At 34.3% G+C, this 20,743-nt stretch carries 20 protein-coding genes and 1 other annotated feature (1 of these 21 running past the window's edge); of the genes, 15 read left to right on the top strand and 5 right to left on the bottom strand.

The window, feature by feature from the left end:
• Nucleotides 1-108 precede the first annotated feature (108 nt).
• From AABL52_RS12370 to AABL52_RS12410, 9 genes are all read left to right on the top strand, one after another.
• Nucleotides 109-492 carry a VOC family protein gene (locus AABL52_RS12370; RefSeq protein WP_340420348.1) on the top strand — a complete coding sequence of 128 codons (384 nt, stop codon included), beginning with the start codon at nucleotides 109-111 and terminating at the stop codon, nucleotides 490-492.
• Nucleotides 493-506: 14 nt separating this feature from the next.
• Nucleotides 507-1,049, top strand: coding sequence for a GNAT family N-acetyltransferase (locus tag AABL52_RS12375; RefSeq protein ID WP_341519536.1), 543 nt, complete (start codon nucleotides 507-509; stop codon nucleotides 1,047-1,049).
• Complete coding sequence (locus AABL52_RS12380) at nucleotides 1,049-1,648, top strand: kinase (protein ID WP_341519537.1); 600 nt, start codon at nucleotides 1,049-1,051, stop codon at nucleotides 1,646-1,648. Before AABL52_RS12375 ends, AABL52_RS12380 begins: the two co-directional genes overlap by 1 nt.
• 5 nt (nucleotides 1,649-1,653) lie before the next feature.
• Nucleotides 1,654-2,232: an HAD-IA family hydrolase gene (locus tag AABL52_RS12385; RefSeq protein WP_340420345.1), complete on the top strand. Its 579-nt coding sequence runs from the start codon at nucleotides 1,654-1,656 to the stop codon at nucleotides 2,230-2,232.
• A 178-nt stretch (nucleotides 2,233-2,410) separates the two neighbouring features.
• The gene (locus AABL52_RS12390) at nucleotides 2,411-3,145 is read left to right on the top strand and encodes a LytR/AlgR family response regulator transcription factor (RefSeq protein WP_341519538.1); all 735 of its coding nucleotides are present in this window, start codon (nucleotides 2,411-2,413) and stop codon (nucleotides 3,143-3,145) included.
• Nucleotides 3,145-4,461, top strand: coding sequence for a GHKL domain-containing protein (locus AABL52_RS12395; protein WP_341519539.1), 1,317 nt, complete (start codon nucleotides 3,145-3,147; stop codon nucleotides 4,459-4,461). Before AABL52_RS12390 ends, AABL52_RS12395 begins: the two co-directional genes overlap by 1 nt.
• A gap of 89 nt (nucleotides 4,462-4,550) precedes the next feature.
• Nucleotides 4,551-5,234 carry a YhfC family glutamic-type intramembrane protease gene (locus AABL52_RS12400; protein ID WP_341519540.1) on the top strand — a complete coding sequence of 228 codons (684 nt, stop codon included), beginning with the start codon at nucleotides 4,551-4,553 and terminating at the stop codon, nucleotides 5,232-5,234.
• Nucleotides 5,231-5,617 carry a DUF3887 domain-containing protein gene (locus AABL52_RS12405; RefSeq protein ID WP_340420341.1) on the top strand — a complete coding sequence of 129 codons (387 nt, stop codon included), beginning with the start codon at nucleotides 5,231-5,233 and terminating at the stop codon, nucleotides 5,615-5,617. The genes AABL52_RS12400 and AABL52_RS12405 overlap by 4 nt, the downstream gene beginning before the upstream one ends.
• 115 nt (nucleotides 5,618-5,732) lie before the next feature.
• Nucleotides 5,733-6,044, top strand: a complete 312-nt coding sequence (locus AABL52_RS12410; RefSeq protein ID WP_341519541.1) for a hypothetical protein — start codon at nucleotides 5,733-5,735, stop codon at nucleotides 6,042-6,044.
• A gap of 40 nt (nucleotides 6,045-6,084) precedes the next feature.
• On the opposite strand, the gene AABL52_RS12415 is transcribed toward AABL52_RS12410, so the two are convergent.
• On the bottom strand, nucleotides 6,085-6,300 hold the full coding sequence (locus tag AABL52_RS12415; RefSeq protein WP_097843590.1) for a helix-turn-helix domain-containing protein: 216 nt from the start codon (nucleotides 6,298-6,300) through the stop codon (nucleotides 6,085-6,087).
• A 10-nt stretch (nucleotides 6,301-6,310) separates the two neighbouring features.
• Nucleotides 6,311-6,793, bottom strand: a complete 483-nt coding sequence (locus AABL52_RS12420; protein ID WP_341519542.1) for a DUF2975 domain-containing protein — start codon at nucleotides 6,791-6,793, stop codon at nucleotides 6,311-6,313.
• Between the two features lie 298 nt (nucleotides 6,794-7,091).
• Between AABL52_RS12420 and AABL52_RS12425 the strand changes: the two genes are divergently transcribed.
• From AABL52_RS12425 to AABL52_RS12440, 4 genes are all read left to right on the top strand, one after another.
• Complete coding sequence (locus AABL52_RS12425; protein ID WP_341519543.1) at nucleotides 7,092-8,753, top strand: alkaline phosphatase; 1,662 nt, start codon at nucleotides 7,092-7,094, stop codon at nucleotides 8,751-8,753.
• A 259-nt stretch (nucleotides 8,754-9,012) separates the two neighbouring features.
• Nucleotides 9,013-11,400 (top strand): immune inhibitor A domain-containing protein, encoded by a 2,388-nt coding sequence (locus AABL52_RS12430; protein ID WP_341519544.1) that lies wholly within the window; start codon nucleotides 9,013-9,015, stop codon nucleotides 11,398-11,400.
• Between the two features lie 302 nt (nucleotides 11,401-11,702).
• A complete protein-coding gene (locus AABL52_RS12435; protein WP_340420337.1) occupies nucleotides 11,703-12,734 on the top strand; it encodes a fatty acid desaturase in 1,032 nt (343 codons plus the stop codon).
• A 272-nt stretch (nucleotides 12,735-13,006) separates the two neighbouring features.
• A complete protein-coding gene (locus AABL52_RS12440) occupies nucleotides 13,007-14,194 on the top strand; it encodes an RtcB family protein (RefSeq protein ID WP_341519545.1) in 1,188 nt (395 codons plus the stop codon).
• A gap of 193 nt (nucleotides 14,195-14,387) precedes the next feature.
• Here AABL52_RS12440 and AABL52_RS12445 read toward each other — a convergent pair whose 3' ends face one another.
• Nucleotides 14,388-14,735, bottom strand: coding sequence for a VOC family protein (locus AABL52_RS12445; RefSeq protein WP_000589578.1), 348 nt, complete (start codon nucleotides 14,733-14,735; stop codon nucleotides 14,388-14,390).
• Nucleotides 14,736-14,979: 244 nt separating this feature from the next.
• Nucleotides 14,980-16,404: an amino acid permease gene (locus AABL52_RS12450; protein WP_000195553.1), complete on the bottom strand. Its 1,425-nt coding sequence runs from the start codon at nucleotides 16,402-16,404 to the stop codon at nucleotides 14,980-14,982.
• Nucleotides 16,405-16,671: 267 nt separating this feature from the next.
• Between AABL52_RS12450 and AABL52_RS12455 the strand changes: the two genes are divergently transcribed.
• Both AABL52_RS12455 and AABL52_RS12460 read left to right on the top strand, forming a co-directional pair.
• A complete protein-coding gene (locus AABL52_RS12455; RefSeq protein ID WP_341519546.1) occupies nucleotides 16,672-17,421 on the top strand; it encodes an IclR family transcriptional regulator in 750 nt (249 codons plus the stop codon).
• A 51-nt stretch (nucleotides 17,422-17,472) separates the two neighbouring features.
• On the top strand, nucleotides 17,473-19,137 hold the full coding sequence (locus AABL52_RS12460; protein WP_341519547.1) for a M20 family metallopeptidase: 1,665 nt from the start codon (nucleotides 17,473-17,475) through the stop codon (nucleotides 19,135-19,137).
• A 191-nt stretch (nucleotides 19,138-19,328) separates the two neighbouring features.
• Here AABL52_RS12460 and proC read toward each other — a convergent pair whose 3' ends face one another.
• Nucleotides 19,329-20,147 carry a pyrroline-5-carboxylate reductase gene (gene proC / locus AABL52_RS12465; RefSeq protein WP_000360697.1) on the bottom strand — a complete coding sequence of 273 codons (819 nt, stop codon included), beginning with the start codon at nucleotides 20,145-20,147 and terminating at the stop codon, nucleotides 19,329-19,331.
• A 491-nt stretch (nucleotides 20,148-20,638) separates the two neighbouring features.
• Nucleotides 20,639-20,743, top strand: a binding site (T-box leader) (it continues 106 nt past the right edge of the window).

The following is a 20,743-nucleotide window of genomic DNA, read 5'->3' on the forward strand; positions in this document are numbered from 1 at the left end:
GGGGGCCGAGAAATCGGCCTCATTTTTTTGTGCTCATTACTATAGGAAACAAGGTTTTTATGAGACTTTTGTCGAAATTTTAGGGATGGATATAAAGGGGGATGTAAAATGAATTTAAAAATGAAGTACATTATTTTATATGTAGAAAAGTTTGAAGAATGTGTAAGGTTTTATAAAGATATTTTACAGTTACCTATAAAAGCAGAGCATGGTACATATATTGAGTTTAATACTGGTTCTACAATTTTAGCGATGAATACGAGGCAAGATGTGAAAGAATTAACAGGACTACCACTTACAGAAGGCGAGTTACAATCTTCTCATTTTGAATTGGGATTCGTTGTTGATCATGTACAAGAATCGATTGAGCAATTTAGAGAGCAAGGAATTAAGATTTTAGTTGAACCAATTGTGAAACCGTGGGGACAAACAATTGCATACATTGCCGATCCAGATGGAAATTATATTGAAATTTGCAGTTCATTAGAATAGAAGGAGAAAAAGAGATGGGGTTTCCGAAACTAGAAACAGAACGTTTACAATTAAGAGAACTAACACTGTTAGATGCAGAAACGATGTTCCGTTATTTTTCAAAAGAACCTGTTATACGTTATTTCGGGATGGATTCTTTCGAAAATATTGAGCAAGCGAAAACAACAATTCAAACATTTAAAAATCGTTATGAAGAGGGAACTGTATTTCGCTGGGGAATTGAGAAAAAGGGCACAGGCCAATTAATCGGAACGTGCGGATTTCATTTAATAAACAATCATCATAAGCGAGCTGAAATTGGTTATGAATTAGACGATACATATTGGGGACAAGGGTATGCAACGGAAGCGTTACAGGCGATTTTAACTTACGGGTTTGAAACGCTGCAACTGATAAGAATTGCAGCTGTTGTATATGTAGAGAATAAAGCTTCTCAAAAATTATTAAGTAAGGCAGGGTTTCAAGAAGAAGGATTACTTCGAAAACATATGATTCAAAATGAAGTTGCTCATGATACGATTTTATATTCTTTATTAAAAGAAGAGTGGAAGAAGTAATGGATACAAATGAGCTAATAAATATAATGAAGAAACATAAAAAAAATAGGTTCATTCTAGGTATAGATGGTTTAAGTCGATCTGGTAAAACGACATTCGTTGAAAATTTAAAAGAAAACATGAAACAAGAAGGTATTCCGTTCCATATTTTTCATATTGATGATCATATAGTAGAACGTAATAAACGGTATCATACTGGCTATGAAGAATGGTATGAGTATTATTATTTACAATGGGATATTGCATACTTGCAGAAGAAGTTTTTTCAAAAGTTACAAACTGAAACAAAACTGACATTACCGTTCTATTATGATGGGATAGACTCAAGTGAAATGAAAAAAGTACAGATCCCTATAGTAGGTGTAATCGTAATTGAAGGTGTTTTTTTACAGCGAAAAGAATGGAGAGATTTCTTTCATTATATGGTGTACTTGGATTGTCCAAGAGAGACAAGATTTCTGCGCGAGAGTGAGGAAACGCAGAAAAACCTTTCAAAGTTTGAGAATCGGTATTGGAAAGCAGAGGATTATTACTTAGAAACTGAATTGCCGAAGGACCGAGCGGATTTAGTCATAGAATCATTGAAAAATAGAAGGTGAACAGAATGAATATTTTATGGGATTTTGATGGGACGTTATTTGATACGTATCCAGTTTATACAAAAATTCTTTCTCAAGTTTTAGGGAAGGAAATAAGTGAAGAAGAGATCTATACAAAGTTAAAGGTTTCATTTTCACACGCAATTGATTATTATGAAATATCAACAAAACAATTAAGTGAAATTGATGTATTAGAAAGTCGCATTATGATAGAAGATATTAAGCCATTCGAAAAAGTGGAAGAGGTTTTAAAGTTTGCTGATAAAAATGTAATTATGACTCACAAAGATAGAGCAGGAGTATTATCAATATTAAATCATTACGGCTGGGACAAATACTTCGTAGACATGGTAACAATTGATGATGGTTACCCCCGAAAACCGAACGCTTTATCTTATGATCATTTACATAAAAAGCACAATATTGATCTAGCTATTGGAGATAGGGAGTTAGATCTAATACCTGCAAAAGAATTAGGTATTTCGACATGTATGTTTCAAGGGAATTGTGATGTAGCGGATTATTCTTTATCACATTACTCGGAATTTTTTAAGGAAGTGATTGATAGAGAGGTTATTTTATAAATAATTTAAATAAAACCTCTACTTTTTGATTGAAAGTAGAGGTTGTTTTCTATGCTTTATAAAAACGAAAGAAAATTAATACTTTCAAATATTTAGAAGGGGATTGGTATAACGATTTGAATTATATATTTATAGATAAATCTATAAATAAAAAGATTTCTATAAAGCGAGTGATCACATGAGTATTTTCATTTTAGAAGATGATGTCATACAAGCACAGCAAATGAAGCGGCTAGTTGAAGAGATTTGCGAGAAATATATGTTGCCTTTTGATTTTATAGAGGTAACTAGTAAAAGTGAAAACATCATTACTAACATTCCTAAGGCCAGGTATGTTCCAATCTACTTTTTAGATATAGAGATTAAAAGAGAAGAGCGTAAAGGATTACAAGTGGCGCAAGAAATACGAAAGTATGATACGCAAGGGATTATTGTGTTTGTAACGACGCATTCTGAATTTGCACCTATTTCATATCAATACATGGTATCAGCTTTAACTTTTATTGATAAAGGGTTGTCATACGAGGAGAGGCGTAACGTTTTTAAACAATGTTTACTCCAATATGAAGCACGTAATAAGCATCTTATTCCGTCCGATGACTTTATCGTGGAAAATAATAATGCGACTGTGCGGGTTCCGTTTCATGAAGTTGAATATGTTATGACCGATGAACCACACCGTTTAGCGCTAGTGACGTTAGATCGAATTGTTTATTTTTACGGGACTTTAAAACAAATTGAATTTGTAGATGAACGTTTATTTCGCTGTCATCAATCATATATCGTGAATACGAAGCAAATGTCTTCTTATGATGCGAAGCAAAAAATGATAGTTTTAAAAAGCGGGAAACGTATTCCAGTAGCTCGTCGTTTAGTGAGTAAAATACGTAACATATTAAAGGGTGAGATGTAATGTATATTTATGATTTATTTGCAATACTGCTTACTAGTATAAGCCATACGTTTTTATACATTCAATTAATCCGGTACAATAGATTGTCAGTTAAAATGTTAATAGCTTTAAGTGCGGTATTCATTATTTTACTTGCGATTGTTGTAACGGTAACGAGATATCCAGAGTTGAATAGTACGATTGTTTTATTTTTAATAAGCTTAGGATTAATGCAAAATGAATTGAAATTTAAGCATAATGTATATTTTGCACTAGTGAGTATGGTGATTATAACGTTAGTGAAAATGTTGCTTTTCGATTTAGGAATGAAAATCTTTATGTTAACGCCATTCAATTTATATTTATGGACAGGTAGCATGATTCATCTTATCATATCGACACTTACTTTTATCGGTATTTTTGTAGCCCGTAAAAGAATCCAAAAAATTGCTCAATATATAGTAGGTAGTCCGCTATACTATGTAACTTATATATTATTAATTGCCGGGTTTATTATTGAATTAATCTTAACTCAGCCATCTTCTGCGTTATTAGCACAATTAAATCAACAATACAGTGAAGTAAGTTATATTTCAGCGATTATTATATTTTTATTATTACTAATCATTGTGCTAATAAGCTCACACCTATCGAAAGAAAAGTTGCAAGAAGAGCATGAAAAACGCTTAGATAAAGAGTTATTAGATTATGTGGAGAAATTAGAGGATATGCATGATGAGCTTGCTAGTTTCCGTCATGATTATATGAATGTATTACTATCGTTAGAAGAGGGCATACGTACAAAAAATGTGAAAGAAATTGAGCAAGTGTATTATGACGTTGTAGCTCCTACATTAAAAACAATAAATGATCATGAACTTGATATTGCGAAATTATCTCGCATACATATTCCTGAAGTGAGAAGTGTATTAAGGGCGAAAGTTGGCACTGCCCAGCAGCAACAAATAAAAGTAATGCTCGATATACCAGAGAACATTGAAAGTGTTTCGATGACGATTATTTCATTTATTCGCATCATTTCAGTTTTAGTAGACAATGCAATTGAAGAAGCAGTACATAGTGAGGAAAAGATATTGCAAATCGCATTCTTTGAAATGGATTCACGACAATATTTTATTGTGCGTAATAGTTCAAAGAGTGAAGCGATTGATTTGCAAAAAATTTATGAGAAAAACCATTCAAGTAAAGCAGGAGCTCGAGGATATGGGCTATTCTCGTTAAAACGGATTATGAATAAAACAAATAACGCGACGTTAGAAACAACTTATGTAAGCCCTTATTTTACGCAAACATTCATATTAAAAGAGATGAAATGACCATCTATGATGAAAATGAAACCGAATAGGAAAGAACTACATACTTCCTTCACTTATTTTTATACACTTCAAGTAAGAGGTGAAGCGAGATGAATGGTCTTATTTTTACAACAATGATTAGCTTTGGTTTACCGCTTGTAGCACTTTTATATGCTGTTTGGAAGAAACGCTCTATTCCATATATGTTAGGTGTATTGGCTTTTGTTGTATCACAAATATTGATTCGCATACCAATACTGAATTATGTAAATGGAACTAGCACAGATTTTCAAATGTTTTCAGTCATGCAGCCTGTATTATTTGTACTTTTGCTTAGTTTATCAGCTGGAATTTTTGAAGAGATAGCTCGTTTTATTGCAATGCGTTATTTTATGAAGCAACGAGATTGGCAGTCTGGCTTTTTATTTGGAGCAGGGCATGGTGGTATTGAGGCAGTGTTGATAGTTGGTATCCCGGTAATATCTCTATTATTGTCACAAACAGTCATTCAAAATGGTGACAGTTACTATTTCGGCGGTATTGAGCGCATCTTCGCGATGATATTGCATATTGGACTTTCCTTCATTGTATTACAAGCTGTCGTCCAAAAGAAATTACGTTATGTTGTATATGCAATTCTCATCCATGGGACTGCAAATGCATTAGCGGGCATTATATTGCTATATGTACCAGGGAAAAGCGGGATCATTATGTCAGAAGTTTCAATAGCAATTTGTGCTTTACTCGTTTTTAGTTATAGTTTTATCTTAAAAAGAAAGGGTGTATTAAAATGAGAAGAATGTTACTTATTATGATAAGTGCTATCGCGGCGTTCGCACTTGCAGCATGTACCGGTAATAAAGTAGATGAAAGTACGTCAAAAAAGTTTATTCCGAAGGCAGAAGAAATTGTATCATTATTAAATGAGGTGAAGTATAAAGACGTACATGAAAAATTTGATAGTAAAATGAAATCAGCCTTATCAGAAGAGCAAATGAAAGAACTTACTCCTATAATTGAAAAAGCTGGCACATTCGAAAAAATTGAGAAAAAATCGATTGAAGAAAAAGATGGTTTATATACTGTTATTCTTGTAGCAAAGTATAGTAAAGAACAACGTACTTTTATCGTAACTTATAACGATAAAGAAGAAATAGCTGGGTTAGTAATTAGGTAGAAGTGTAATGGCAGATAAGGTGGTTGTGTCCACTTTATCTGTATTTTCGTTTTAACCAAATTATGGTTATTCATGCTAATATAAACACATAGCTATAGAGAAGGGGTGTGTTAGTATGAAAACTGAAATAGTTCCTAAAAAGAAGTACAGTATAATAAGCTACATATCTTTACTCATCGGCATTTTATGTTTTCTGTTCGTTTTTATTACACCGACAAGGATAGCAAATGTGGGTAATGTAGTGGGAGATTATATTACAGTTGCCCTCACAGTTGCAGGTATCATACTTTCTGTCATTACGATGACGAAAAAAAACGAGAAGAAGGGAATTGCTATTCTTTCATTCATACTGTCCTTATCATTCTTTATATTTTGGATCATCGCGATTATTTTAGTTTTGACTGGTCGAGTTAGTTTTGCGCCATAATGCCGAATAAAAAGAGTCCTTCATACGAGAAGGACTCTTTTTATTCGTTGTCTTCCGGTTGATATTCTAAAATATCCCCTGGCTGGCATTCTAAAGCTTTACAAATAGCATCTAAAGTTGTAATTCTAATTGCTTTTGCTTTTCCATTTTTTAATATAGAAAGGTTAGCCATTGTAATACCAACCTTCTCTGAAAGTTCAGTTACACTCATTTTTCGTTTCGCTAACATTACATCAATATTAATTATTATTGCCATGTTATTCACCTCAGACCGTTAAATCATTTTCTGATTTTATATCTATCGCATCTTTTAAAAGTCTTTGGAGAACGGCAGCAAAGACTGCGATTACCATTGAAGCAAAGATTAGGATCATGCCGATTATAATAATACCTGGTGCATCATCTCTCTCCGCTACGAGATAGAAGAGTGGCATACCTAATATATATAATACACTAATTGAAACAGCACATTGTTTTATCTTTTTTAAAGCTCTAACAGATAATTTCGAGAAGGCGTTACCCTTGTCAATGTAGCTTACAAGTTTAAAGGCTTGATATAGAGCAAAATAAAAAGGTATCACTGTTGCATATAGATTGATTAAAACAAGATATTTTATATATGCGATATCCGGGTACAATTTCGCTGCATAATTCCCGATATTAGGAATTAAAAATATACACAAAGCAAGAACAGGAATACCGATAAGGATGATTGCTGTCTTTAAAAAGAGTGTTGATCCTTGTTTCATATAAAGCACCTCATTTTTAAATTATCTTTTTAATTTAACACGAAATTTATCGTTTAACAATAAATTCTTATTTATTTTAATCGGATTTTTATTGATAAATAAATTTTAGGGAAGAGAATGATAAGACGGTTTTATAAAATAGGTGTGGTCCCAAGTTATTTGAACATAAAAAGCTATGATAGGTAGCGTTCGTTGCCTTACTAATAAAAGAAAGTGAAGGTAATGATTGTTAGCTTCATGAAAATTGGGGACTAATAAAACATATATAAATGAATGTAAAACATACGGAGGAACAACAATGTCGAATTTGGGTTTACTGATGAAGAAGTTACTGTTAGTAGGAACAATCACACTAAGTATGTTATGTACTGAAAGCATGATGAATTATTATTCGGTGGAAGCGAAAGTGAAAAAAGTAGAACGGCAACCGAAAAATGTAATCATAATGGTTATGGACGGAACGAGTTCTTCAGCAACGACATTAGCTCGTTTGTATAAAGGGAAACCACTTGCATTAGATGAAATGGTAACAGGAGGAGTTCGTACATATTCGGCGGAATCAGCTATAACAGACTCAGCCCCAGCAGCAACAGCTTTAGCGACTGGGAATAAATCGAATTCAGGATATGTAGGTGTATTACCTTCTATTGTAAGTTCACCTGGCTTAAAACCAATAAAAAAAGAGGACAAGTTACGGCCAGTTGCCAATGTTCTAGAAGGTGCTAAACACACTGGTCGCGCAACTGGAATTGTTGCTACAGCTGAAATTCAGCATGCTACTCCGGCCGGATTCTCTGCTCACCATGTAAACCGCAAGCATTTTGACGTAATTGCAGAGCAACAAGTATATCAAAATATAGATGTCGTATTAGGCGGGGGAAAAGCAGCACTGCTACCTATAAAAAGAAAAGATGGTGAAGATTTAGTAAAGGTGATTCAAGACAAAGGATACGACTTTGTTGAAACGAAAAATGCATTATTGAACTTAAAATCTAATAAAATTTGGGGCTCTTTCTCACATCATGCCTTAGCATTCGATATGGATCGTGAAGCAACAAATCCGGAGCAACCGACACTTTCTCAAATGACAGAAAAAGCAATTCAAACGTTATCAAAAGATAAAGATGGATTCTTTTTATTTGTGGAAGGAAGTAAGCCAGATTGGGCAGCTCATGTGAATGATCCAATTGGGATGATTAGTGATGTATTAGCATTTGATCAAGCGGTAGCAAAAGCATTACAATTTGCAAAAAATGATGAGAATACACTGCTCATCGCTTTAACTGACCATGGTAATAGTGGGATTTCTATTGGAAATATGAATACGACAAAGGGATATAATATAACACCAGTAAATGCTTACATAGAGCCATTAAAAAAAGCGAAAATGACACTTGAAGGGGTAACCAAAAAAATAAATAATGATTTATCAAATATAGTAGAAGTTGCTGCACTTTACGGCTTAAATAACTTAACTGAAGTTGAAAAAGAAAAATTAAAAGTTGTACAAATGAAATCGGATATGGGTCCAATACTTACTACATTATTGGCCAATCGTGCGAACATAGGCTTCACAACAGGAGGGCATACAGGTGAGGATGTGTTTTTATATTCTTACGGTCCTCAAAAGCCATATGGTTTGATCCAAAACACAGACATTGCGAAGACGATGGCGAAAGCAATGGGCTTTAACTTAGAAGAAGTAACAAACAAATTATTTGTAGAGAGTGAATCAGGCTTTAAACAAAACGGTGCAACTGTAACAATAGACAAAACGGATGCAGAAAACACGGTGCTCATAGTAAAACGTAATAATGTAAAAGCTCAATTATTTGTAAATAAAAATATAATTCGTATTAAGAATAAAGAATATGAATTAGGTAGTGTAGTTGTAGAAAGCAATGGCAAGTTCTATATACCAAAAGAAGCAATCCGTTTATTCATAAAGCATTCTCGTTAAAAAAATGTCAATTCCTTAGCTAGTACTTAGGAATTGGCATTTTTTGTGTAGCTGAAATTTCATTTGAAAACAAGAGTAAAGAGAATCACAACTTCTAAAAAGGACTTCTTGTAAATTTATTTATCTTATATTTTTCACCCTAAAAAATATTTCTCAACATTTTAGCCTTTCAAAAAGATTGAATATTCGTATTATAACGAATATTATGTTCCTATCGGCAAAAAAAACGATAATTTGCAGACACTGGGGAGGAAAAGCATTGAAAAAGAATAAGAAGTTAAAACCATTATCAGTTTTAGCAACAGCGGCAGTACTAAGTGGTACGTTTGCTTTTGGAGGTCATGCAGCGTATGCTGAGACACCAACATCATCTCTACCAATAGATGAGCACTTAATACCAGAGGAACGTTTGGCAGAAGCGCTGAAACAACGGGGAGTAATTGATCAATCTGCATCACAAGCCGAGACATCAAAGGCTGTCGAAAAATATGTTGAGAAAAAGAAAGGCGAAAATCCTGGAAAAGAAATCTTGACAGGAGATAACCTTACGCAAGAAGCTACAGATTTTATGAAAAAAGTAAAAGATGCAAAAATGAAGGAGAATGAACAGGCGCAGCAACCAGAAGTAGGACCAGTTGCTGGACAAGATGCAGGATTGAATTCTAGAAAATTAAATGGAAAAGTACCTACTACACCAGCGAAGCAAGCTGAGTACAATGGAGCTGTTCGAAAAGATAAAGTGCTTGTTTTACTCGTAGAATTTAGCGATTTTAAGCATAATAATATTGATCAAGAACCGGGTTATATGTATTCTAAGGACTTTAATCGTGAACATTATCAAAAAATGTTATTTGGTGATGAGCCATTTACGTTATTTGATGGATCGAAGATTAATACATTTAAACAATATTATGAAGAACAATCCGGCGGAAGCTACACAGTAGATGGAACTGTAACAGAATGGCTTACTGTTCCAGGAAAAGCATCAGATTATGGTGCGGATGCGGGAACTGGTCATGATAACAAAGGTCCTTTAGGGCCACGTGATTTTGTGAAAGAGGCATTAAAAGCAGCTGTAGCAAAAGGTATCAATTTAGCAGACTATGACCAATTTGATCAATACGATCAAGATGGTGATGGAAATAAAAATGAACCAGATGGAATTATTGACCACTTAATGGTTGTACATGCAGGCGTGGGTCAAGAAGCTGGCGGTGGTAAATTAAAAGATGATGCGATTTGGTCTCATCGTTCAAAACTAGGCTCAAAACCATATGCGATTGATGGTACGAAATCTTCTGTTTCGAACTGGGGCGGCAAGATGGCTGCATACGATTATACAATTGAGCCTGAAGATGGAGCAGTTGGTGTGTTCGCGCATGAGTACGGTCATGATTTAGGATTACCAGATGAATATGATACAAAGTACTCTGGACAAGGTGAACCTGTTGAATCATGGTCTATTATGAGCGGCGGTAGTTGGGCTGGAAAAATTGCAGGAACAGAGCCAACAAGTTTCTCACCACAGAATAAAGAATTTTTCCAAAAGAATATGCAGGGTAACTGGGCGAATATCGTTGAGGTAGATTACGATAAACTGCGCACAGGAATCGGTACAGCAACATATTTAGATCAAAGTGTTACAAAATCAAAACGACCAGGAATCATTCGAGTTAACTTACCAGACAAAGATATAAAAAATATCGAATCGGCATTTGGTAAGAAGTTTTATTACAGCACAAAAGGAAATGATATTCATACAACACTTGAGACACCAGTATTTGACTTAACAAATGCAAAAGACGCTAAGTTTGATTATAAGGCATTTTATGAACTGGAAGCGAAGTATGATTTCCTTGACGTAAATGCGATTGCAGAAGATGGAACGAAGACGCGAATTGATAGAATGGGCGAAAAAGATGTAAAAGCCGGTATAGATACAACGGATGGTAAGTGGGTTGATAAATCATACGATTTAAGTCCATTCAAAGGAAAGAAAGTAAAATTACAATTTGAGTATGTAACAGATATTGCGGTAGCTTATAAAGGATTTGCGTTAGACAATGCAGCATTAACTGTAGATGGAAAAGTTGTATTCTCTGATGATGCAGAAGGCCAGCCAGCAATGACGCTAAAAGGATTTACTGTGTCAAACGGATTTGAACAGAAAAAAAATAACTACTATATTGAGTGGCGAAATTATGCTGGATCTGACACGGCGTTACAACATGCACGTGGTCCAGTATTTAATACAGGAATGGTTGTTTGGTATGCGGATCAAAGCTTTACAGATAACTGGGTAGGCGTTCATCCAGGCGAAGGATTCCTTGGGGTAGTTGATTCTCATCCAGAGGCAATTGTAGGAACATTAAACGGACAACCAACTGTGAAGAGCAGTACGCGTTATCAAATTGCCGATGCGGCATTCTCATTTGATCAAACGCCAGCATGGAGAGTAGATTCACCAACTCGCGGTATCTTTGATTATAAAGGATTACCAGGAGTTACGAAATTTGATGATTCTAAGCAATACATTAATAGCGTTATTCCAGATGCCGGACGTAAGTTGCCGAAACTAGGATTGAAGTTTGAAGTAGTAGGTCAAGCTGATGACAAGTCTGCGGGTGCAGTTTGGATCCATCGCTAAAATAAAATGAAAAGGAGCTGTCATAAGTTGGTGAAAACTGACTTGTGGCAGCTCTTTTTTTTGTGAAAAAGTTCTCTGCTTTTTTATATATTTATTGGGAAAAAATAGATGTCTCTTTTATAAATGAAATGATCCATCAGTCCAATTATAGAAGCCTTTTTGGCCGTAAGTAATTTGTAAGTAATGAGTAAGAAAAAAGAAAATTTTATAATATATAATATTTATTACAGTTACTTTTAACACCTGATACTAATAGTATGCTATAATGTGAATTAGCAACAAAAAGGAAAGGAATAAGAACAATGACATTAGAAAATACTAAAAATTTAAAAAAACAAGTTGCTCCATATGAAAAATCAACGATTAAAAAAAGTGTGTGGCAACTTATTAACACAGTCGTGCCATTTGTTATTTTATGGTACCTTGCTTATAAAAGTTTGTCTGTTTCTTATCTGTTAGCATTAGTTCCATCTCTGTTAGCTGCTGGTTTTATGACACGAATTTTCATAATTTTTCATGATTGTACCCATTATTCATTCTTTAAAAGTCGACCTGCCAATAGAATAGTAGGGACATGTATGGGGGTGTTAACGTTATTCCCATTTGATCAATGGGGACATGAACATGCTATTCATCACGCTACAAGTGGTAATTTGGATAAGCGGGGTACAGGAGATATTTGGACGCTTACGGTGGATGAATATGTAGCTGCGCCATTTAGACTTCGTTTAGCATATCGTTTATATCGCAATCCATTCGTAATGTTTGGATTAGGCCCGATTTATGTTTTCTTGCTTAAAAATAGATTTAACCGAAAAGGTGCTAGACAGAAAGAACGTATGAATACTTATTTGACGAATATTATAATCGTTGCTGTAGTAGCAATACTTTGCTGGGCAATTGGATGGCAATCGTTCCTGCTAGTACATGGTACGATATTCTTAATAGCAGGTTCAGTAGGGATTTGGCTGTTTTACGTACAGCACACATTCGAGGATTCTTACTTTGAAGAGGATAAAGATTGGGAATATGTGAAAGCAGCTGTAGAAGGAAGTTCATTTTATAAACTTCCAAAAATCTTGCAATTCCTAACTGGTAATATTGGATTCCATCATGTTCACCATTTAAGTCCAAGAGTACCTAACTATAAACTAGAAGAGGCACACAATAATACGCTTCCATTAAAAAATGTACCAACGATTACTCTTGCTACAAGCTTACGATCACTCCGTTTCCGTCTTTGGGATGAGGAAAGTAACAATTTTGTTAGCTTTAAAGAAGTCAAAAAAATAATTAAAAACAATGTTTCTGTTCGGGTGAAATCTGAACTATAATTTTATCGGCTATAAAACTCCCCTTAATTATTTTCGATGTAAGGGGAGTTTTTGTTATATATAACAGATATCGAGGACGTGGAATACTCATGTGTAGGTATAAATATAAGAAGACGGTAATTTTATTATGTAAATAAGATAAATCATCAAAATTTTTTTATTGTGAAGGACATCGTACATATATAATGGAAAGCAGAAGGTAGATGAAAGTATTGAATAGAACACATACAAAGTAATAAAATAATTCTTTCAAAAGAAAGGGGACATGAAAGATGTTGAAATTACATGGAAAATACAATGAAGCGAAAGTATTTACGAATAACGTTGATGAGACTGCGACTGGGCAGATTATTGATCTTTGTAACCAAGAATTCGTAAAGGATAGTCAAATCCGTATTATGCCAGATACACATGCAGGAGCAGGTTGTACGATTGGGACAACAATGACAATACAAGATAAAATTGTTCCTAATCTTGTAGGGGTAGACATTGGGTGTGGAATGGAAGTTGTTGTGATTGATAAGAAAAAAGAAGAAATTAATTTCGATTGTTTAGACGAAACAATTCGTAAATTTGTTCCAAGTGGTTTTCGTATCCGAGATAAAGAACATCGATTCTCAAAAATGATTGATTTTGATAGTGTGAAGGCGCCATATACATTACAGCGGGCTCAAAAAAGTATAGGTACTCTTGGAGGAGGAAATCATTTCATTGAATTAAATGAAGATGATAAAGGGAATGTATATATTGTCATTCATAGTGGTTCTCGTAATTTAGGTAAACAAATAGCAGAATATTACCAAAACTTCGCATATGAACAACTAATTGATGTTACATCAATGAAAGATGAGATTATTAAAAGATTAATTGATGAGGGGAGAGCAAAAGAAATACAAGAAACTTTACGTGGAATTCATAAGCCTAAGATTCGTAAAGAACTAGCTTATTTAGAAGGGCAAGGATTCAAAGATTATATGAATGACATGAATATTGCCCAAAAGTATGCTGCGTTAAATCGTAAAGCAATGATTGATGAAATTGTTACGAAAATGGACTGGAAAATAACGGATCAATTCACTACAATACATAACTATATTGACATGGAAAATATGATTCTACGAAAAGGTGCTATTTCAGCTCAGAAAGGTGAACGAGTAATTATTCCTATTAACATGAGAGCTGGTTCAATTATTGCATTTGGTAAAGGTAATCCAGACTGGAACTTTTCTGGTCCGCACGGGGCAGGACGTATTATGAGTCGTAAGAAGGCTAAAGAATTATTGAGTCTAGAGGACTTCCAAAATACGATGACAGAGGTTTGGACTACATCGGTAGCAGAGAGCACAATTGATGAGGCACCAATGGTTTACAAGCCAATGGATGAAATTATAGAAAATACGAAAGAAACAATAGATATAAAGCGCATTATTAAGCCATTATATAATTTTAAAGCGAATTAGAAGGGAGAAATAAGCAGCCAGAAAAACTATTTTTCGTATCTTATGTCCGCAAACAATCTAATCAAGGGAAGTAGTTTCATTTGATGGCGATGGGATACGAAAAAAGTCGATTTCCTATGGAGTTAAGAAATCGACTTTTTTATTTTGTGAAACGAAAGCAATTATTAGCTTAATAGCAAACGATTATTACCGTCTATTTTTCCCAAAGCTCAATTAGACGACCATCAGGATCTTTAATCCAAATAAACTTTCCGAACTCACTAATTTCTTCTTTCTTTTCAAGAGGTACACCAATTTGTTCAAGATGCTGAATAGTCTCATTCATATTATGTACTTGGAAATTTAACATCACTTGCTGTTCTGTTGGAAAATAATTATCATTTTCGGTAAAGAAAGAAAAAATAGTTTCATTTCCTAATTGGGGCTTAATCACAGTCCCATTCCAATTGTCTATTTCAATTTTCAACACTTCACTGTACCATTTTTTTATAACATCAATATTTTTAGTTCTCCAAAATATTCCCCCGAAACCCTTTATCATCGTACATAACCCCTGTCTATTTTAAAATTTTTTGGCATTATATATTCAATATATCAAAACAATAAGTGTAAGGAAAATTATTAACTTATAAACAGTAAGAAATCAAAATTGCTAGTAGCATTGACTGTTGAAACGATATAAATATCATCCTTCGCATAACTTGAAATCAAAGAAAAAGTGAAAAGGATAAAAGACCGCACATAAGGTGAAAGTCATGTGCGGTCTTTTATATCTAAGTATAGTATTACATAGTCTCGCTAATTTTACTTTCACTACGAGTGTTTGTAGCAATTCTTTTCTTAACTTTAAAATGATAGTAAGTGTAGCAAAAGATGATAAATGGTACAGTGCAATAGATTCCAAGTCGTTGTTCAGGGATAAAGATAAGACTAATTAATATAATGCCATACAATCCAAAACCAAGAATTGGTACAAGTGGATAAAGTGGAGTTTTAAATTTTAAGTCTTCTAGTCTTCCACCGTCTGCTAAATAATGCTTACGGAAAAAGAATTGAGAGACACAAATTGACATCCAAACAATGATTGTTATGACGCCAGAAATGGAAATTAACCATAAGTAAACTGTTTCAGCAGCTACGACGCTTGTTAAAAGAGAAAAAGCAGAAATAGAAATTGTCAAAATTAAAGCGTTTAAAGGTATCCCTCGTGAAGATAATTTCTTTAAAAAGGCCGGAGCCATTTCATTTTTTGATAATGACCAAAGCATGCGAGTTGCAGCGTACAGTCCAGAGTTTGCGACAGAAAGAACAGCAGTAAGAATAACAAAGTTCATAATATCAGCTGCATAGGGAATACCGATATTATCAAAAACAGCAACGAACGGGCTTTTTGTTAATCCTGCTTCTTCCCAAGGAATTAAAGCAACAAGAACAAAAATTGCTAAGACGAAGAAAAACATCGTGCGCCATATAATATTTCTAATTGAACGAGGTAAAGTTTTTGCTGGATCTTCACTTTCACCTGCTGCGATTCCAACAAGTTCTGTACCTTGGAAGGAATAATTGACAGTAACCATTGTTAATAGTATGGCTGCAAGTCCATTTGGGAATAAACCGCCGTGATTTACGAAATTTGATAATAACGGGGCTGGTTCGTCGCCTTTTAAATCAATAAAACCGAACATAGCGGCGCCGCCAAGGATAATAAAAGCTATAATGGCAGATACTTTTATACTTGAAAACCAAAATTCTGTTTCTGCATAACTACGAGCAGATAATGCGTTAATAGTAAAGATTGTAACGCCAAATATTAAACACCAAACCCAGACGGGAATATCAGGAAACCAGCGCTGCATTGTAATGCCGGCAGTTGTAAATTCAAGACCGGTCGTATTCGCCCAGCTTAACCAATATAACCATCCGATCGTAAATCCAGTTGCAGGATTGATGAACTTAGTGGCATATTCCTGGAACGAACCTGAAACAGGCATGGCTACAGCAAGTTCACCAAGACAAAGCATAACGAAATACATTAATAATCCACCAGCCATAAAGGCAAGTACGGATCCACCAGGTCCAGCTTGACTTATAATAAAACCAGATCCGTTAAATAACCCCGTTCCAATCACACCACCGAGTGCAATCATGAATAAGTGTCTACTTTTCATCGTTCGTTTTAATTCATTGTTTGTATTGCTTACTTGCGTCATTGTTTTCCTCACTTTCGTAGTTGATAGAATGAAGTTCGATGTTTTTCCGTATTATGGAATGTATTCCGTGATGTGAAATCTTGTTATAATTTTCAGATAATTAAAAAGAAAAGTCAATATTTTTTTGATTGCGTTTTCAATTTATTATTAGCGACATATTTTTATTTTTAGAAAATTGAATAAATAGATTGATTTCATTTTAAATTTTTGTTAAATTGATAGGTAATTGAGCGTACTAGCATATTACAAGTCAAGTTGAGGTGAGTTATGGTACAGTCCATTGATCGAGCGATAAGTATTATAAAGTTGTTAAATTCTACTAATGAAAAAGAGTATTGGGCTATTTCTGATATAGCGGATAGAACACATCTCCCAGTTAGTACAGTACATAGATTACTTAATTCTCTAATCGAGCATGGGTTAGTTACGCAAATTGCAGAAACGAAACAGTACAAAATTGGGCCAATGTGGATGGAAATAGGATTACGTCAATTGGAGAAAGTAGACTACAGATCTGTAGCAAGAGAAGTGATGAAGCGGTTAGCCTCTGAAGTGGAAGAGAGTGTGTATTTAAATATTCCAAATGGAACGCATTCTATTATCATTGAAAGAATTGATAGCCCTTTAAAGATTCGAGTTATTGATAACTTAGGGGAACAGATTCCACTTTCAATTGGTGCTGCAAACAAAACAATGCTTGCCAATATGAAAACGAATGAAATGGAACATATTGTAGAACGTTTATTGTCTTCTTTACCAGAACAAAAGCGCATTCTTTTAGAGCAAATAAAGCAAATAAGAAATGAAGGATATGCGGTAAGTTATGGTGAAAAAACAGAAGGGACGGCTTCAGTAGCTGCACCGATTATCGGATTTAATCATAAAGTAGTAGGAGCATTAAGTGTTGGGTTAATTAGTCATCGCATTAATGATGATCGACTATCTTTTCTTATTAGTAAGGTAAAACAAGCAGCTCATGAAATATCAATAAAAATCGGCAGTACATCAGAACTATAATTTTGATAACTGTCGTCATTTTTTATTCATATACTGGAATTCATTTTCATAATGCGGAAAAATAGGGGGATTTATATGTCAAAGTGGCAATCAAAAGAACAATTAATTCAATTATTAAGTAGTCTTGTTGAAATTCCTAGTATTACAGGTACAGAAGCTGAAGTAATATTGCCAGACTTTGTTGTGGAACAATTATCTGATTTACAGTACTTTAAAGAAAACCCGCAGTATTTGCAAAAAAATCCGACGGGAGACGGACGATATTTTGTTACAGCCCTCGTAAAGAAAAGCGATAGTACAAAAAATACAGTAATTCTAGTTAGTCACTTTGATGTTGTAGATGTACAAGATTACGGAGTGTGGAAAGAAGATGCATTCAACCCTAAAAAGTTAACGTCTATGTTTTATTCTCATAAAGATGAACTACCAGATCATGTACGTGAGGATATAGAACAAGGAGATTGGTTATTTGGTAGAGGAACAATGGACATGAAATGCGGCCTTGCGTTACAAATGGCGATGATTGAGCAAGCTTGTGAAGAAAGATTTGATGGGAATGTACTTTTATTAGCTGTTCCAGATGAAGAAGTAAACTCTGTAGGGATGAGAGCTGCTGTTCCAAGACTACTAGAGTTAGCAAGAGAACATAACTTGGATTATAAAACGGTATTAAATTCAGAGCCTATGTTTTCACGACACCCTGGTGACCAAAATAAGTATATTTATACTGGTACTATTGGTAAAGTGTTACCTGGATTTCTTTGCTACGGAAAAGAGACACATGTAGGTGAACCATTTGCAGGCTTAAATGGGAGTTATATGGCTTCATTAATAACAGCAGAATTAGAGTTGAATACAGACCTTTGTGATATTGTAGAAGGGGAAGCGAGTCCTCCGCCAACTAACTTACTTCAAAGGGATTTAAAGGAGGATTATTCAGTCCAAATTCCACATCGTGCTGTTACATTATTTAATTTGTTTTTACTAGAAAAATCAATGACAGATGTCGTTTCATTGTTACGTCAAAAAGTAACGAAAGTAGCAGAGAAAATAGAAGAATCATATGAAAAGCAAGCATATCGTTTTTCTAAATATAATCCGTTTATACCGCCTAATATGAAAGTAAATGTATTAACGTATGAAGAGCTTATCGCTTATGCAATTGAACAACATGGGCAAAAGAAAATAGATGATATTCAATCTAGTATAATAAAAAATAGAGAAGATAAAGATGATCGTGCGGTAACGATTGATTTAGTAGATAAATTAGCTATTTTATGTAAAGAAAAGGCGCCGATGATTGTACTTTTCTTTGCTCCGCCATATTATCCAGCTGTAAGTTCACGCAACAACCCATTAATTAAAGAAGTGGTTGCAGAAATGGAAAAGTATGCACACTACAATCATAACATTACATTTGAAAACCAAAATTATTTTGGAGGAATTTCAGATTTGAGCTATGTGGGTTTACAGAATCCACTACATTCAATGAGCTCTCTTGTAGACAATATGCCATTGTGGGATAAAGGTTACTCGATTCCGCTTCCGGAACTAGAAGAGTTTGACGTTCCAGTATTAAATATGGGGCCGGTAGGAAAAGATGCACATCAATGGACAGAACGTCTAGATGTAAATTACGCATTTGAAACATTATTAGATATGTTACCGAAATGCATTGAAAAATTATTAGTTTCTAATAAAATTACACAAGCGTAGAAGGGAATAAGGAAGGGATAAAACTAAAATCTTACAAGAAGAGATAAATAAAATTATCTCAGTATAACCAAAAGAACGGACAAACTCAAGTATATATGAGTTTGTCCGTTTATCATTTAGTGAAAGCGAGATAGTATGTAGTCCACAATTTATCAACTAAATTCATAGCTAACGTGATCTCTTTTATCGTTTTATTTTTTTGTTTGACCAGACAGTTCAATAGACTTTTGCGTACAGCGCTGCATAGCTGAAATAATGGCTGTTCGTAAGCCTTTTTCCTCTAATGTTGCTACAGCCTCTATCGTTGTTCCACCAGGAGAACAAACCATATCTTTCAATTCACCTGGATGTATTCCTGTTTCTAGTACCATTTTAGCAGAGCCTAATACAGCTTGAGCTGCGAATTTATATGCTTGATTTCTTGGCATACCGTCTAGTACAGCAGCATCTGCCATCGCCTCAATAATCATATATACGTATGCTGGTGAAGAACCACTTACTGATGTAACAACATCCATTAATTTTTCACTTACGATTTCTGCTTGACCAAAGCTATTGAAAATGTTTAGCACATCTTCTAAATCTTTTTTTGTCACCATTTCATTAGGGCATAATGCAGACATTCCTTCTCCAACAAGAGCAGGGGTATTAGGCATTACACGTACAACTTTTAATTTCTTATCAAAAGATTCCTCTGTACTTTTGATGCTTTTTCCAGCAGCGATCGTTACGACGATAACGTCGTTTTTGATTACTTCTTTTATTTCGTTAATAATTGATGCGTATAGGTCTGGTTTAATTGATAAAATTAAAATATCAGCATTTTTAGCTACTTCATTATTGTCAGTAGTTGTAGTTAGCCCATATTTTTCGTTAGCGTGTTTTAAATTCGTAGTGTTTAAATCCGAACAAATAACATGATTTGCAGACACTATCTTTTTGTTTAGCATCCCGCCAATGATAGCCATCCCCATATTTCCGCATCCGATGAATCCAATTTGTTTGTCCATAATTACTCAATCTTGCTCCTTTTATAATAAATTATTTCCTTTCGAAATTGTTATCTTAAAATAACAATAACATCTTCATGCAATATAAAGAAACATTCTAAGAGAATATATTTCTTTTTGCAACACCAAAAGTTAAAAATCAATTATATTCGACGTTATGTAAATATATACACTTTAATTTAAGGTTCTATATTGATGAATCTGAGTTAAATTTATCCCGCTTTAATGGGCAGTAAGACCCCCACCTCAAAATGCAGCGAAAGCAAAGAAGTTAGGTGGGGGATCAACTGCCCATAAAAGTCCGATTGGTGAGGGCTGATAATCAGTGGGGGATGAAGAAAACCCCCACTGATTAAAGTTTCACTTTATATCGATTTGTATTTTCATTCAGTAGGGTAATAATCTCATACAAGTACTTTACCTCTCTATTTATTTTTAAAATACCTCTTGACACCAAATTAAATTATATCGCATAATATAAAAAATTAAACCGAAAATCGTTGAAGGGAAATAGTACATATGTCTTCTTGCGAAAGAGAGTGGAATTCACTGGCTGAAAGATTCCTCGTATAGAATATATCGAACCTATCCCTGAG

The sequence above is a fragment of the Bacillus paramobilis genome, from assembly GCF_038096195.1.
Taxonomy (GTDB): domain Bacteria; phylum Bacillota; class Bacilli; order Bacillales; family Bacillaceae_G; genus Bacillus_A; species Bacillus_A mobilis.

What these genes read in the sequence shown, in the direction of transcription:
- AABL52_RS12455 (WP_341519546.1), top strand. Translation starts at nt 16,672, where the DNA reads ATGGTACAGTCCATTGATCGAGCGATAAGTATTATAAAGTTGTTAAAT.
- AABL52_RS12460 (WP_341519547.1), top strand. Translation starts at nt 17,473, where the DNA reads ATGCGGAAAAATAGGGGGATTTATATGTCAAAGTGGCAATCAAAAGAA.
- AABL52_RS12405 (WP_340420341.1), top strand. Translation starts at nt 5,231, where the DNA reads ATGAGAAGAATGTTACTTATTATGATAAGTGCTATCGCGGCGTTCGCA.
- AABL52_RS12445 (WP_000589578.1), bottom strand. Translation starts at nt 14,735, where the DNA reads ATGATAAAGGGTTTCGGGGGAATATTTTGGAGAACTAAAAATATTGAT.
- AABL52_RS12410 (WP_341519541.1), top strand. Translation starts at nt 5,733, where the DNA reads ATGAAAACTGAAATAGTTCCTAAAAAGAAGTACAGTATAATAAGCTAC.
- AABL52_RS12435 (WP_340420337.1), top strand. Translation starts at nt 11,703, where the DNA reads ATGACATTAGAAAATACTAAAAATTTAAAAAAACAAGTTGCTCCATAT.
- AABL52_RS12415 (WP_097843590.1), bottom strand. Translation starts at nt 6,300, where the DNA reads ATGGCAATAATAATTAATATTGATGTAATGTTAGCGAAACGAAAAATG.
- proC (WP_000360697.1), bottom strand. Translation starts at nt 20,147, where the DNA reads ATGGACAAACAAATTGGATTCATCGGATGCGGAAATATGGGGATGGCT.
- AABL52_RS12390 (WP_341519538.1), top strand. Translation starts at nt 2,411, where the DNA reads ATGAGTATTTTCATTTTAGAAGATGATGTCATACAAGCACAGCAAATG.
- AABL52_RS12370 (WP_340420348.1), top strand. Translation starts at nt 109, where the DNA reads ATGAATTTAAAAATGAAGTACATTATTTTATATGTAGAAAAGTTTGAA.
- AABL52_RS12385 (WP_340420345.1), top strand. Translation starts at nt 1,654, where the DNA reads ATGAATATTTTATGGGATTTTGATGGGACGTTATTTGATACGTATCCA.
- AABL52_RS12420 (WP_341519542.1), bottom strand. Translation starts at nt 6,793, where the DNA reads ATGAAACAAGGATCAACACTCTTTTTAAAGACAGCAATCATCCTTATC.
- AABL52_RS12440 (WP_341519545.1), top strand. Translation starts at nt 13,007, where the DNA reads ATGTTGAAATTACATGGAAAATACAATGAAGCGAAAGTATTTACGAAT.
- AABL52_RS12450 (WP_000195553.1), bottom strand. Translation starts at nt 16,404, where the DNA reads ATGACGCAAGTAAGCAATACAAACAATGAATTAAAACGAACGATGAAA.
- AABL52_RS12425 (WP_341519543.1), top strand. Translation starts at nt 7,092, where the DNA reads ATGTCGAATTTGGGTTTACTGATGAAGAAGTTACTGTTAGTAGGAACA.
- AABL52_RS12395 (WP_341519539.1), top strand. Translation starts at nt 3,145, where the DNA reads ATGTATATTTATGATTTATTTGCAATACTGCTTACTAGTATAAGCCAT.
- AABL52_RS12400 (WP_341519540.1), top strand. Translation starts at nt 4,551, where the DNA reads ATGAATGGTCTTATTTTTACAACAATGATTAGCTTTGGTTTACCGCTT.
- AABL52_RS12380 (WP_341519537.1), top strand. Translation starts at nt 1,049, where the DNA reads ATGGATACAAATGAGCTAATAAATATAATGAAGAAACATAAAAAAAAT.
- AABL52_RS12375 (WP_341519536.1), top strand. Translation starts at nt 507, where the DNA reads ATGGGGTTTCCGAAACTAGAAACAGAACGTTTACAATTAAGAGAACTA.